Raw genomic sequence first — 13,130 nt, forward strand, 5'->3', positions numbered from 1 at the left:
AGTTTGTGTCATAATCTTTATGGTTTTAGTTAGTGTTTATGTTTCTTATTTTAATATGCAATTTCCATTTGAGCCATCATACTATCAATAAGTTTAAATTGATTTTTAGCTCGGTCTAAATTATGTTTTGGATATTTTATTTTATAATACACATCACCATTTAAAAAATCGGTTAAAAAGCGTATTGCCATAATAAAAATCATGGTTTTTGCTGCTAAAGGTAATGTGCTAATTTCTAAAGGAGTTAATGCTGATTCTACTTTCTCTAAAAAACCCTTTTTATACGCTTTATAATACGCTACGTTAAAATTAACTAAATCTAAATTAGTTTCATCTTCGGCTGCTGTATTACAAATGGTTCTTATAGCATCACCAAAATCGTAATGTACCACTCCTGGCATAACGGTATCGGTATCAATCATACATAACCCTTTATTATCTTTGTCAAATAAAGCGTTAGATATTTTAGTATCGTTATGTGTAACTCTTAATTTTATTTTTCCAGATTCTTTTAAATTCTGAATGATATGCATTTCTTCTTTAAGCGCAATAACTTTGTCTATATATACCTTTGCTTCTTCTAGCCTTTCTTTAGAAGCTACCTTTAAAGCTTCTTCGAATTGCCAAAAGCGAAATGACATATCGTGAAACTTTGGAATGACATCAATTAGTACCGACGAATCAAAATCGCTAGTTAAATTTAAAAAATCTCCTGCTAACTTTCCGCCTTCGTACGCAACTTCTTCATTCGTTACAATATCGTAAGTTACACTATCATTAATGTAAACCATTACATTCCAGTAGCTACCGTCTTCATCTTTATAATAATAATCCCCTTTTTTAGTCTCAACAAACATTAATACACTTTGGTTAAGTTTGTCTTGCGGCAAATGCGATAATTTTTTCTGAATGTGTTTGCTTACGCCTACTTTATTTGAAATTAAGCCTGGTACATCTTTAAAAACTAGATGATTAATGCGTTGAAGAATATAATATGGTTCTTCTTGTGTTTCGATTAAATACGTATCGTTTATATGTCCAGAAACCAATTCTTTATGCGACTTATATACTGAAGCATGCTTAAATTGATTAAACTTATATTTTAATTGCTCTTGTGTCATTACTCCCAAAGTTTTGTTGGATAAGCACCTTGTTTTTTAAGCTCCTTAATGGCTTTCTCAACAATTTCCTTATCTTCTTTATAAGTTACTCCAAACCATTTAGCATCAGATTTTAAGACTTCTACTGTTGCTTTTCCTGATTTTAATATTTCGTTTACAACAGAAGGAATATAAAATTCTGCTTTTAAATTTGTTTTATTAGCTTCTAAAAATTCTTCAAACAAACGATTTCCGAAGTTAAAACATTTAGGCGTAAATCCCCAAAAATTCATTGAAACAATCGTGTTTTCATCAATAGGAATAAAGTTTCCAGCATCGTCTTTTCTCATTAATTTACCATCAATTTTTTCAATATGGGTACGCTCAGTTACATCGGCTAAAAATCCATTTTCATCAACTTGACACTCCCCTCTTGATACATAACCATGCTCTGAAACCGTATTCTTTAATAAGTATGCCATGGTATTAAAATCATAAGATGTTTTATCTTTTGTCATTAAAGATTTTGCCATAACCTCGAAGGCTGCCTTACCATAAAAGTCATCTCCATTTATAATGGCAAAATTTTCTTTAACAACATCTTTTGCCATTAAAAGTGCATGACCAGTTCCCCATGGTTTTACACGTTCTGGGTTTATATATTTTTCTGGAACATTTTCAAGTTCTTGATAAACATAAGCTACTTCTGCTTTTCCTTGTAATTTATATTCAATATTTTTTTTGAATTCCTTTTCAAAACTCTTTCGAATTATAAAAACAAATTTTCCAAACCCAGCTTGAAGTGCATCATAAATTGAGAAATCAATAATGGTATCTCCTTCTGGAGTAAACGTATCCATTTGTTTTAAACCTCCATAGCGGCTTCCCATGCCAGCTGCTAAAATTACAAGTGTGGGTTTTTCCATCTTATTTATTATATAATTATTAAGACTCATTTTCTAATAAAATCAATACAAATTAATGCTTTTACATTCTGTATTTCATTTATTTAGTTGTTACAATATACTAACAAAAAACGAACAAACTTACAGATTAATTTGTCAATAAAAAAGGAATTACACAAAAAATGTGTTCGAACACATTGATGTTTTAATTTATATTTTATATATATTTGTGTTACATGAAAAAGTACACCATAAAAGATATTGCAAAATTAGCTGGAGTATCTAAAGGAACGGTAGATAGAGTTATTCATAAACGTGGTAAAGTTTCTCAAGCGGCTTTGGAGAAGGTAACTAAATTGTTAGAAGAAATTGACTATCAACCAAATCTTATTGCTAGAAGCTTAAAAAACACCAAGAATTACCATATTTGTGTTATTCAGCCTAATCCAGAAATAGATCCTTATTGGCAACCTTGTATAGATGGTGTTAATGATGCTATAAATGAATATAAGTCTTTTGGAATTACAATTGATTCATATTTTTTTAATCATGCAGATACTGATTCTTTTTTTAAAGTTAATGAAGAGGTGCTGAAGCAATTGCCTGATGCCGTTTTAATAACACCTGTATTTCATAAAGAATCTATTGAGGTTATAAAAAAATACAATGCAAACAATGTTATTGTTAGTACGATTAACGACCCTTTAGAATTAAACGGTATTACTAACTACGTGGGTCAAGATTTAATACAAAGTGGTCGTATTGCTGCAAGACTCATGGAAATGATTGTGCCAAGAAATAGAGATATTTTAATTGTTCATCTTGATGAAGTTTTTAATAATTCTATTCACATGCAACTAAAAGAAAAGGGGTTTAAAAATTACTTAAAACATATATCTAATAGTAACTACAAACTAAAAACTTATAGTTTACAACAAGCAGATTTGGATGAAAAACTGCATGATTTATTGAACAAACCAAATGCTATTTCGGGTATTTTTGTAACTACATCTAAAGTATACAGTGTAGCAAAAATTGTTGAAAATTTCCCTGACTTAAATATTAAAATTATTGGATACGATTTGTTAGATGAGAATATAAAGTATTTAAAAAAGGGTGCTATTGATTTTTTAATTAATCAAAATCCAAAACACCAAGCCTATCTTTGTATAACTCAACTTGCAGAGTATTTTCTTTTCGATAAAAAAATTCCAAAACAAAAATTATTACCAATAGATATTGTTAATTCTGAAAACTTTGATGGCTATACAAATAATTAAATTATACCAGCTTTAAAACCCCAAAAGATGAAGGGGTGTGAAAATTTGGCTGTTTGGTTTGAGGATCTACCCAAGTTATCCAAGTAGGCTCATAACAGCCATTTGCTTGTTTATTATATTTAGCACGATAAATTCCAGTTTCAATTTTTCCTTCTTTTAGTAAATTAAACTCCTTTAATGATGCTAAACTTATTGAACCTTCAACAGTAAAACAATTATCTTCTTTAAAAGATTTTACGCTAATATCTTGTGTTGGCCAATTCCAATTAAAATCAAAATTCTTATTGGGTTTCGCTATAAAATCCATAATTCTAGGCTTTGGGTCAATCTCTAAACAATAATACGGATTCAAGCTTTTGTCTGATCTAAAAAAAAGTTCAACACGATCAGAATTATTAATACTAGCTTTAGTATTATCAGTGGTATCAATAAATACTGAACTATCAAAAACCTTAAAACAAAAGAACAAATATTCAGTATTATAAAGTGCTTTAAATTCAATTTTATCAATTTCTTTTTTGTCCCAAGGCGAGACAAAATTATTTAAAACGTTGGCATACTCCCACACCTTGTCATCTCCTTTGCCTGTAATAATTATTGCGTTATTATTAATTGAGTTAACCTTATATGTTTTCAATAGTATTTAATTTTAGATTAATAAATGTAGTGACTGTAATGTTTTTGCTAAGAAAAAATAACCGTTTTATTATTATAAACCATAACTTTTCTTTTGGCATGAAGCTTAACTGCTCTTGATAGCACAATTTTTTCTAAATCACGGCCTTTTGCAATTAAATCCGACACACTATGATCGTGTGAAACATGTGCAACATCTTGTTCTATTATTGGTCCTGCATCTAATTCTTCTGTAACGTAATGACTTGTTGCTCCTATAATTTTAACACCACGCTTATAAGCAGAATGATATGGTTTTGCACCAACAAAGGCAGGTAAAAAAGAATGATGAATATTAATAATTTTACTTGGGTAATTACTTATTAATTTATCTGAAACTATTTGCATATATCTGGCTAATACAATAAAGTCGATATCATACTTGTTTAGTAATTCCAGTTGTCTTTCTTCGGCTTTTGCCTTTGTGTCTTTAGTTACAGGAATATGATAGAATGGAATTTTAAAATTATCTGCTATAGATTTTAAATCGTTATGATTGCTAATTATAAAAGGAATTACTAACCCTAATTCTCCAGAATTATAACGCCCTAATAAATCGTAAAGACAATGATCGTATTTAGATACAAATACAGCCATTTTTAATTTTGCATCTGAAGCGTATACTCTCCATTTCATATTAAATTTATCTGCTAATGCAGCTTTAAATAGAGTTTTAAAATTTTCAATTGAAAAATTGGTGCTTTCAAATTCGCCTTCCAAACGCATAAAAAAAGTGTCCTGAACCCTATCAACATGCTGATCTATATAAACAATATTGCCTCCATTATTTGCAACAAAAGAAGTAACGGTTGCAATAATATTTGGTTGATCTTTACAATTAATTAAAATAATAATTTTAGCCACATCCATTAATTTTAAGCATATATTTAGAGATATAAATAGTTGAACTTATTATAATTTACCTCTAAAAAATGAATACAATAATAATAAATAGAATAGATTTAATTGCTAAAAAATGATGAGTAAAAATACATTTTGTTGAAATATCATTAAGTACGAGAATCCTTAAAGATAAAATTTTATAAAAAGGCTCATTTTAAGAAAACAAAAATATGTAAAGCTTAACTTCCTCTTAAATGTGCTTTGATATACTCGGTTGGAGAATAGTTTGTTGTTTTTTTAAATTGCCTATTGAAGTTTGAAATATTATTAAAACCAGATTCAAAGCATATTTCAGAAATATTATACTTTTCTTCCATCAATAATTTACAGGCATAACCAATACGAACTTCGTTTAAATATTCACTAAATGTCTTTCGGTTTACACGTTTAAAAACTCTACTAAATGCTGTGGGATTCATACAGGCAATGTTAGCAACATCTTCTAAAGTTATACGGTTTTTAAAATTCTTAATAATATATTCGTAAACTTCAGCTAGGTTTGTTCTTCCTGTCTTTTTAAATGAATTTACAAACCCCATACTAGAAAGTAGCTTATACTCTTGATGATTAGCTAATAGGTTTAAAATTTTAAAAAAAGAAACGGTTTTATCAAAACCTTTTAAGTTTTCTAATTTCTTAATTCTTTTAATAACTAAACTTAAATCTCCAAAAAATCTAACTCCGTATTGTGCATTATCAAATAACTTTTTAATAGCATTCATTTCTGGCATATTAAAAAATGTATTACCAGCAAAATCTTCTTTAAAATGAATAGCTATTGCTTGCGCCATAAGCTTAGAGTTTTCTTCAAAATACTCTTTATCATTAAGCCACATGTGAGGTAAATTTTTACCTATTAAAATAATTTCGTTTACATTAAACTGCTCTATATTATCGCCAATAAATCTTGTTCCAGAACTTTTTAGTGTTAAAACTAATTCTAATTCTGGATGATAATGCCATATTTTTAAAAAATTTGGGTAACAATGATTTCTAATTGAAAAAGAGGTGTTATTCAATTTAGTACTTCTATCTAATAAATGTAATTTCATTGCTACGCTATCATTTACAATACATGAATATTTGCGATTAATATATAAAATATTTAGATTTAAGCAAAAAAAGTATCGATAAAAAACTGAATTATTTTCTATTAACCTGAAACATTAGAAAGTAGCGTTATATTTCTCGTTTGTAAAAATTAAGTTCTTAATAAAAACACACTTAAACTTAGGGCTCCTTGTGCTCCAATCACTAAAGATTGTTCGATATCGGCAGTTTTTGATGGTCCAGAAAGTAATACTCCAAAATCGTTATCTGTGTCTTTTAAAATATGATAGCCTTGATGTAAATATGGTATAATCTCACTTTCTTTAACTACTAAAATTAAATGTTTAGTAATAAAAGGTAAAACACGTACAGGCAATTGATTATCGCTAACCCAAACCGCGCCGTTTTCGGCTACACCAAAAGTGCCTTCTAAAATAAGTACATCTAAATCGTCTAAATCATGTGGTTTTTTTAGTTCGATTAAATCAATGGTATTAAAAGGTTCTGTTCCTTTAATGTTTGAGTAATTAATTGTTGTATTAGGATATAAATGCTTTACTTGATTAATAACATCTTCGTTTGAAATTGCCTTAAAAACATGACCCCCAACTATTTCAACTTTCTTTTTAAATTCTGCAATATGATCAATATTGTCGTAAAAAACAGTCTCATCAATTATTGGTAAATCAATAAATTCTGGCTTATTCGCTTTTATTTTAGATAATATATTTGCTCTACTACTCATTTTTATTTCGGTTTTTAAACCAATCGTCAAAACTTTGTTTTGGTCCACTTGGTAAATCACGATGCTTTCCCCAAACGTTAGGTTTAGAATTAATTACCGCTTTTGGCAAATGGCGTAACGACCAACGTGCTACTTTTCCAATGGTTTGAAAACGGCTAGGATTAGAAAACGTATTGCCCATCATTTTCATAGACAATTTTTTAAGTGCTGGTTGTGGCGTTTCTTTTGTGATGATTTGTCGCCATTTGTACAACTGTTTATGAATATCAATTTTTACAGGACACACATCGCTACAAGAGCCACAAAGTGTAGATGCAAAAGGTAAACTACTATGCTTTTTTAAATCTTTTCCTGGCGACAGAATAGAACCAATTGGTCCTGGAATAGTAGCATTGTAACTATGCCCTCCACTTCGCCTATATATAGGACACGTATTCATACATGCACCGCATCGAATACATTGCAAAGAGGCTCTAAAATCTGGTCGTCCCAATTGTACAGATCTCCCATTATCAACTAAAACTATATGCATTTGCTGCCCCTCTCTTGGTCGCTTAAAATGCGAAGAATAGGTGGTTATAGGTTGCCCTGTTGCGCTTCTTGCTAACAATCTTAAAAAAACGCCTAAGTGTTCTTCTTTAGGTATCAATTTTTCAACTCCCATACATGCGATATGCACAGGAGCTAAGTGTGCACCCATATCTGCGTTTCCTTCGTTTGTACATACTACAAAACCTCCTGTTTCAGCTACTGCAAAATTTACACCTGTAATGGCTACATCCGCTTCAATAAATTTTTGTCTTAAATGCTTTCTGGCTTCATTGGTAAGGTACTGCGGATCGCCTCCACTAGGTTGTGTTCCTATATGCTCTTGAAACAATTCATCAACCTCTTCTTTGGTTTTGTGTATAGCTGGTAGTACAATATGACTAGGTGGTTCTTTGGCAATTTGTACAATATACTCACCCAAATCAGTATCAACAACTTCAATGCCATGGGTTTCTAAAAAAGGGTTTAGATGGCACTCTTCTGTAAGCATCGATTTGCTTTTTACCACTTTCTTAGCCTTGTTTTCTTTTAATATATTATGGACAATTTGATTATGCTCGTCTGCATTGGCTGCCCAATGTACTTGAATACCGTTTTTTAATGCATTTTCTTCAAACTGAATTAAATGATTATCTAAATTCGATAATGTATGGGCTTTTATTTGTGAGCCTAACTGTCTTAATTCTTCCCAACCTTTTACAGAATGAGCAGATAAATCTCTTTTATGACGTACAAACCATAGGGCTTTATCATGCCAATTTACTTTTTTCTCATCTTGATTAAATATAGTTGCAGCTTTAGAATGGCTCATAATTCTTATTGAATTGTGTTGTTTAAAATTTCGGCTATATGCAATACTTTTATGGGCTGCTTATTCCTATTTATCAAACCTTCTAAATGCATTAAACATGAGGTGTCGGTTCCTGTGATAACTTCTACGCCATTATCCAAATGATCTTGAATACGATCTTTACCCATTTTTACAGATATGGCTTCTTCGGTTACGGCAAATGTACCTCCAAAACCACAGCATTCATCTTTGCGAGTTAATTCCATTAGCTTAATGCCGTCAACTTCATTTAAAAGGTCTTCAATTGAAGAAAATGGTTTACCAACAATTTCTGAACAAGAACCTAAGCGCAAACCTCTTAATCCGTGACAACTTTTATGAATACCGACTTTATGAGGAAAATGTGCTTTTAGTTTTTTTACTTTTAAAATGTTGACAATAAAATCGCATAACTCATAAATATTATTGCGTACATTAATAACATCATCTGTTTGATTGATAATATTATAGTGATTTTTTACATGATAAGCACAACTGCCTGATGGCGTTACGATATAATCGAAATCTTTAAAATTTTTGATAAAATTATTACATGCTCCAACAGATTCATATTCGTAACCCGAATTTGCCATTGGCTGCCCACAACAGGTTTGTCCAGAAGGGTAAATAACCTCTACATTTAGCTTTTCTAAAACTTGTAATGTGGCTATACCTACTTGTGGATACAATTGATTAATATAACACGGAATAAATAAGCCTACTTTCATGATTTATATTTAAAAACAGGTATTTCAATCCAATTAAAAATGATTAAAATACTTGTTTATATTTTTTAAGATTTTGTTTAGTTTTTGCTATTTACTTCTGCTACAGTTTCTTTTTCTGTAAACGTATGTTTTGCATAATTTACTCCTAAAGCATCGTATCTATTTTTAAAAGTGTTAAGTCTAGCACTAAAATCTTCCCAATTTCTATTTTCTTTTGATGACCAAACGACTTCTGATAATGCAGACATTCTTGGTAAAATCATATATTCAACGTAATCGGTAGTTTTCATGTATTCTGTCCAAACATTTGCTTGTGCCCCTAACAGGTATTGTTGCTCATCGATTGTTAATTCTTCTGGCATAGGTTCATAAGCATATACATCGGCAACCGTTGTGTTTCCTCCAATAGCTAATGGTTCTTTAGCTTTGGCTTCATTGGTTTTAACTTGGTAATGATCGAAATAAAGAGAGTGTCCAGGCGTCATTATCACATCGTGTTTTTGTTTTGCTGCTTCAATTCCTCCTTTAGTACCTCGCCAAGACATTACGGTGGCATTTGGTGCTAAACCACCTTCTAAAATTTCATCCCAACCAATAATATTTTTTCCTTTGGTATTTAAATACTTTTCAATTCTTGTAATAAAATAACTTTGTAGTTCATGCTCGTCGTGCAATCCTTCTTCTTTGATTCTTTTTTGACAGTTTGGACATCTCTTCCAATTTGCTTTCGGGCATTCATCACCACCTATATGTATATATTCTGACGGAAATAACGGAATAACTTCATCTAAAACGTCTTGTAAAAATGCAAAGGTTTCTTCTTTTCCTGCACAGTACACATCATCAAAAACACCCCAAGTTTCTTGAACAATTTTTGGTGTACCTGCTGCTTGAATTCCTTTTCCTTTTTCAGATCCCATATCGTTAGTCACCTTTGTTGGTTCTTCTGGAAAGCAACTTAAATAAGGATATGCTGCTATGGCTGCGCTACTATGCCCTGGCAATTCTATTTCTGGAATAACCGTAACGTGTTTTGAAGCCGCATACGCCACAATTTCTTTAATATCTTCTTGCGTGTAAAATCCGCCATATCTTTTTTGATCGTTTTCAGTTCCTGGATGATGCCCAACAATGGTTCCGTTTCTCCAAGCCCCAATTTCGGTAAGTTTTGGATACTTCTTAATTTCTATTCGCCACCCTTGATCTTCGGTTAAATGCCAATGAAATGTATTCATTTTATGCATGGCAATTAAATCGATATATTTTTTAACAAAATCTTTTGGAAAGAAATGGCGGGCTACATCTAAATGCATCCCTCTGTATTTAAACCTTGGGCTATCGGTTATGCTTACCGCAGGAATACTTAATTCTTTTATACTATCATCTTTAGATTCTATGCTAGCTGGCATTAATTGTCTTAAAGTTTGAATACCGTAAAAAATACCTCTTCCATTTTTACCAGCTATGGTAATTGTATTGTACGATACATTTAATTGATATCCCTCTTCACTATCAATTGTATTATCTAACTTGAGAGTAATATTACCTTCTCCTTCTGTAGCAAAACTAATATTATGCCCTGTTGCTAAACTTAACATATTGGCTAATAATTCGGCTTCGTTTTTTAGAGCTTCGCTACTAATAATTTTAGTGTCAGCATCCACTAAAAACCTACCCGTTAGCATGCTTATTTGAGATGGTTTTGGAATGATATGATAGTCTGAATCTGTGTTTTTAACCTCTTTGTATTTATTGTTGCAAGAAAAAGCGAATAGGCATACAAATGCAATAATTGAAATTCTCATTTAATTTATTTTTTAGTTTTTATAGTTGATATATTTTTTCCATTAACATCCATTTTTCACCTGGTTTAGCAGTTGGTAAGGCTTGTTGGTATTTCCACATTAAAGTTTCCCACTCTTGTACTTTTGGGTTATTGGCATCCATTTTAGATTTCTTTTCAAATGAAAAAGAATCGTTTACTTCCATAATCATAAACATGCGATTGCCTACGTTGTAAATTTCTAAGGTTTCAATACCAGAATCGATAATACTTTTCGTTATTTCTGGCCATATTTTTTCGTGATATTTTTTGTATTCTGCCATGAGTCTTGCATCATCAATCAAATCTAAAGCAAAACAATATCTTTTTAATTTTTTCATTGATGGTTTATTCTGTTACGTGTAACACATCATCAGTCGCTTCGTGCCTTTTAAACACTCGTAAACCATACCAAGCAATATAAATAAAGCATAATAGTGGTAAAATGAATGAAAAATTAACTTCTGAAACCCCCATTATTTGTGTATCTGCTACACCATTACCGCCTGCATCAATAATCATCCCTTGTAATTTAGGCATTAAAGCACCACCAACAATGGCCATAACTAACCCTGCAGAACCTACTTTTGATTGTTCTTCAGTTAAATCGCCTAAAGCGATACCATAAATGGTTGGAAACATTAATGACATAAAAAAAGAAATGGCAACTAAACAATATAAACCAACTTCTCCTTGAATAAAAATTGTTCCTGCTGTAAATAACATTGAAAAAACAGCAAAATACATTAGTAGTTTTCCTGAGCTCATAAAACGCAACATATAGGTACCTACAGCTCTACCAATAATGAAAAGTATAAAAGCTGCTAATTGATAATCTCCTGCCGTTACACTATCTATACCAATAGCTTCTGCATATTGATAAATGTATGTCCAACACATAATTTGTGCTCCTACATATAAAATTTGAGCTAAAACTCCTAAAACATATTTTGCATTTCTTCCTAGAGTTACAAAGGTCTCTCCAATACTTGGCATCTCCCCTTCTTCTTTAGATTGTGGCATTTTGCTAACTACAAATAGAACAAAAATAGCAATCAAAACTAATCCTAAAATTACATATGGGTTACGAATAACCATTAAGTCTGCTGTTTTTATGGCTACCTTAGAGGCTTCATCTAAAACAGAAAAATCTGAAATATCATCTGATTGTAAGTTCTTTAAAACAAATTGTTGAGCAACAATTAATCCAGCAATTAAGCCTACAGGGTTAAATGCTTGTGCTAAATTTAAACGTTGTGTAGCTGTTTCTTTAGCGCCCATAGCCAAAATATATGGGTTTGCCGCTGTTTCTAAAAAAGCCAACCCAAAGGTTAATACATACAACCCAATACAGAAAAACCAAAAACTCTCTGTTTGTGCTGCTGGAAAAAATAAAAGAGCTCCAGTTGCGTATAACGCTAAACCTATTAAAATACCCACTTTATAGGAATACTTTCGCATAAACATAGCCGCTGGCAACGCCATACAAAAATAACCTCCATAAAATGCCATTTGCACCCAAGCTGCTTCAGAATTAGAGAGTTCTAATACTTTCTTAAAAGCCTGTACCATAGGGTCTGTAACCGCATTAGCAAATCCCCAAAGGGCAAATAAAGAAGTAACTAAAATAAAGGGGATTAGTACCTTTTTTGATACTACAGGTGGTTTTATCTGGCTCATTTTTTATTGGTTTTAATAATGTGTTAAAAATTACTGAACTATTTTTATTTCATCTATTTTTTTCGCTAAACAACTTATAAGCTCCTATCTAAATGGGTATATCCGCCATCAACAAAAATTAATTGTCCTGTTGTATGACTCGATCTTTCTGAAAGCAAAAACACCACCATATCTGCAATTTCCTTGGGGGTAGTCATTCTGTTTTCTAATGGAATTTTATCTGTTATTTGTTTTAAACGTTCTTCAGGATTATCAAAGGTTTTAATCCATCTATCATATAAAGGTGTATAACATTCTGCTACAATAACTGCATTTGCTCTAATACCATAAGGTAATAACTCAACTGCCCATTCTCTTGTTAAAGCATTTCTTCCTCCATTAGCTGAGGCATAACCCGATGTGCCTCCCTGACCTGTTAGCGATGTTTTAGAGCCTATGTTTACAATACTTCCTTTACTCTTTTTTAATTCTGGTAAAGCGTGATGTACAATAAGATAGTAGTGTACTAAATTGCGTTTTAAAGACTCTATAAAATCTTCATAATTTCCATTTTCTAGACTTACACCATCGTTTACCCCAGCATTATTTATAACCCCTTCTATTCTTCCATATTTTTCAACTACATATTCAACAGCCTTTTTACATTGTTTAGGGTCTGTTAATTCTGCAATAAAATAGTCGGCTTCTTTACCTTCTAATTTTATTTTATTTACAAGCTGCTCTGCGCTAGCCTTATTTCTGCTAATAATTACAGGAATAGCACTTTCTTCGAGTAAGGCTTCGGTAATCCCTAAACCAATACCTTTAGATCCTCCGGTAACAATAACCACTTTATTTTTTAAGTTTAAATCCATGTCTTTTTAG

At 31.3% G+C, this 13,130-nt stretch carries 13 protein-coding genes; 1 reads left to right on the plus strand and 12 read right to left on the minus strand.

Features of this window, described 5'->3' with window-relative positions:
- Positions 1-50: 50 nt before the first annotated feature.
- Both AADI82_RS01700 and AADI82_RS01705 read right to left on the minus strand, forming a co-directional pair.
- A complete protein-coding gene (locus tag AADI82_RS01700) occupies positions 51-1,121 on the minus strand; it encodes a phosphotransferase (RefSeq protein ID WP_341214738.1) in 1,071 nt (356 codons plus the stop codon).
- The gene (locus AADI82_RS01705; RefSeq protein ID WP_341214739.1) at positions 1,121-2,026 is read right to left on the minus strand and encodes a sugar phosphate nucleotidyltransferase; all 906 of its coding nucleotides are present in this window, start codon (positions 2,024-2,026) and stop codon (positions 1,121-1,123) included. The genes AADI82_RS01700 and AADI82_RS01705 overlap by 1 nt, the downstream gene beginning before the upstream one ends.
- Before the next feature lie 215 nt (positions 2,027-2,241).
- On the opposite strand from AADI82_RS01705, the gene AADI82_RS01710 reads away from it, so the two are divergent.
- Entirely contained in the window at positions 2,242-3,285 is a 1,044-nt protein-coding gene (locus AADI82_RS01710; protein ID WP_341214740.1) for a LacI family DNA-binding transcriptional regulator, read from the plus strand.
- Position 3,286: 1 nt separating this feature from the next.
- Here the strand turns inward: AADI82_RS01710 and AADI82_RS01715 are convergent, their stop codons facing one another.
- The 10 genes from AADI82_RS01715 to AADI82_RS01760 form a co-directional block, all read right to left on the minus strand.
- Positions 3,287-3,922, minus strand: a complete 636-nt coding sequence (locus AADI82_RS01715) for a sugar-binding protein (protein ID WP_341214741.1) — start codon at positions 3,920-3,922, stop codon at positions 3,287-3,289.
- 47 nt (positions 3,923-3,969) lie between these two features.
- On the minus strand, positions 3,970-4,824 hold the full coding sequence (gene purU / locus AADI82_RS01720) for a formyltetrahydrofolate deformylase (RefSeq protein WP_341214742.1): 855 nt from the start codon (positions 4,822-4,824) through the stop codon (positions 3,970-3,972).
- Positions 4,825-5,042: 218 nt separating this feature from the next.
- A complete protein-coding gene (locus AADI82_RS01725) occupies positions 5,043-5,915 on the minus strand; it encodes an AraC family transcriptional regulator (protein ID WP_341214743.1) in 873 nt (290 codons plus the stop codon).
- Positions 5,916-6,064: 149 nt separating this feature from the next.
- A complete protein-coding gene (locus AADI82_RS01730) occupies positions 6,065-6,658 on the minus strand; it encodes an LUD domain-containing protein (RefSeq protein WP_341214744.1) in 594 nt (197 codons plus the stop codon).
- Entirely contained in the window at positions 6,651-8,018 is a 1,368-nt protein-coding gene (locus AADI82_RS01735) for a lactate utilization protein B (RefSeq protein WP_341214745.1), read from the minus strand. Before AADI82_RS01735 ends, AADI82_RS01730 begins: the two co-directional genes overlap by 8 nt.
- Positions 8,019-8,023: 5 nt before the next feature.
- Positions 8,024-8,764: a (Fe-S)-binding protein gene (locus tag AADI82_RS01740; RefSeq protein ID WP_341214746.1), complete on the minus strand. Its 741-nt coding sequence runs from the start codon at positions 8,762-8,764 to the stop codon at positions 8,024-8,026.
- Positions 8,765-8,841: 77 nt separating this feature from the next.
- On the minus strand, positions 8,842-10,569 hold the full coding sequence (locus AADI82_RS01745; RefSeq protein WP_341214747.1) for a beta-N-acetylhexosaminidase: 1,728 nt from the start codon (positions 10,567-10,569) through the stop codon (positions 8,842-8,844).
- A gap of 19 nt (positions 10,570-10,588) precedes the next feature.
- Positions 10,589-10,927, minus strand: a complete 339-nt coding sequence (locus AADI82_RS01750) for an L-rhamnose mutarotase (RefSeq protein ID WP_341214748.1) — start codon at positions 10,925-10,927, stop codon at positions 10,589-10,591.
- A gap of 7 nt (positions 10,928-10,934) precedes the next feature.
- Positions 10,935-12,266, minus strand: coding sequence for an L-fucose:H+ symporter permease (gene fucP / locus AADI82_RS01755; RefSeq protein WP_341214749.1), 1,332 nt, complete (start codon positions 12,264-12,266; stop codon positions 10,935-10,937).
- A 74-nt stretch (positions 12,267-12,340) separates the two neighbouring features.
- Positions 12,341-13,120 (minus strand): SDR family oxidoreductase, encoded by a 780-nt coding sequence (locus AADI82_RS01760; RefSeq protein ID WP_341214750.1) that lies wholly within the window; start codon positions 13,118-13,120, stop codon positions 12,341-12,343.
- Between the last annotated feature and the right edge of the window lie 10 nt (positions 13,121-13,130).

Source organism: uncultured Wocania sp. (assembly GCF_964021735.1).
Lineage (GTDB): Bacteria > Bacteroidota > Bacteroidia > Flavobacteriales > Flavobacteriaceae > Wocania_A.

Excerpts from the sequence above, each read along its gene's own strand:
- AADI82_RS01735 (WP_341214745.1), bottom strand. The coding sequence starts at position 8,018 with ATGAGCCATTCTAAAGCTGCAACTATATTTAATCAAGATGAGAAAAAA.
- AADI82_RS01705 (WP_341214739.1), bottom strand. The coding sequence starts at position 2,026 with ATGGAAAAACCCACACTTGTAATTTTAGCAGCTGGCATGGGAAGCCGC.
- fucP (WP_341214749.1), bottom strand. The coding sequence starts at position 12,266 with ATGAGCCAGATAAAACCACCTGTAGTATCAAAAAAGGTACTAATCCCC.
- AADI82_RS01700 (WP_341214738.1), bottom strand. The coding sequence starts at position 1,121 with ATGACACAAGAGCAATTAAAATATAAGTTTAATCAATTTAAGCATGCT.
- AADI82_RS01740 (WP_341214746.1), bottom strand. The coding sequence starts at position 8,764 with ATGAAAGTAGGCTTATTTATTCCGTGTTATATTAATCAATTGTATCCA.
- AADI82_RS01730 (WP_341214744.1), bottom strand. The coding sequence starts at position 6,658 with ATGAGTAGTAGAGCAAATATATTATCTAAAATAAAAGCGAATAAGCCA.
- AADI82_RS01745 (WP_341214747.1), bottom strand. The coding sequence starts at position 10,569 with ATGAGAATTTCAATTATTGCATTTGTATGCCTATTCGCTTTTTCTTGC.
- AADI82_RS01760 (WP_341214750.1), bottom strand. The coding sequence starts at position 13,120 with ATGGATTTAAACTTAAAAAATAAAGTGGTTATTGTTACCGGAGGATCT.
- AADI82_RS01725 (WP_341214743.1), bottom strand. The coding sequence starts at position 5,915 with ATGAAATTACATTTATTAGATAGAAGTACTAAATTGAATAACACCTCT.
- AADI82_RS01710 (WP_341214740.1), top strand. The coding sequence starts at position 2,242 with ATGAAAAAGTACACCATAAAAGATATTGCAAAATTAGCTGGAGTATCT.
- AADI82_RS01750 (WP_341214748.1), bottom strand. The coding sequence starts at position 10,927 with ATGAAAAAATTAAAAAGATATTGTTTTGCTTTAGATTTGATTGATGAT.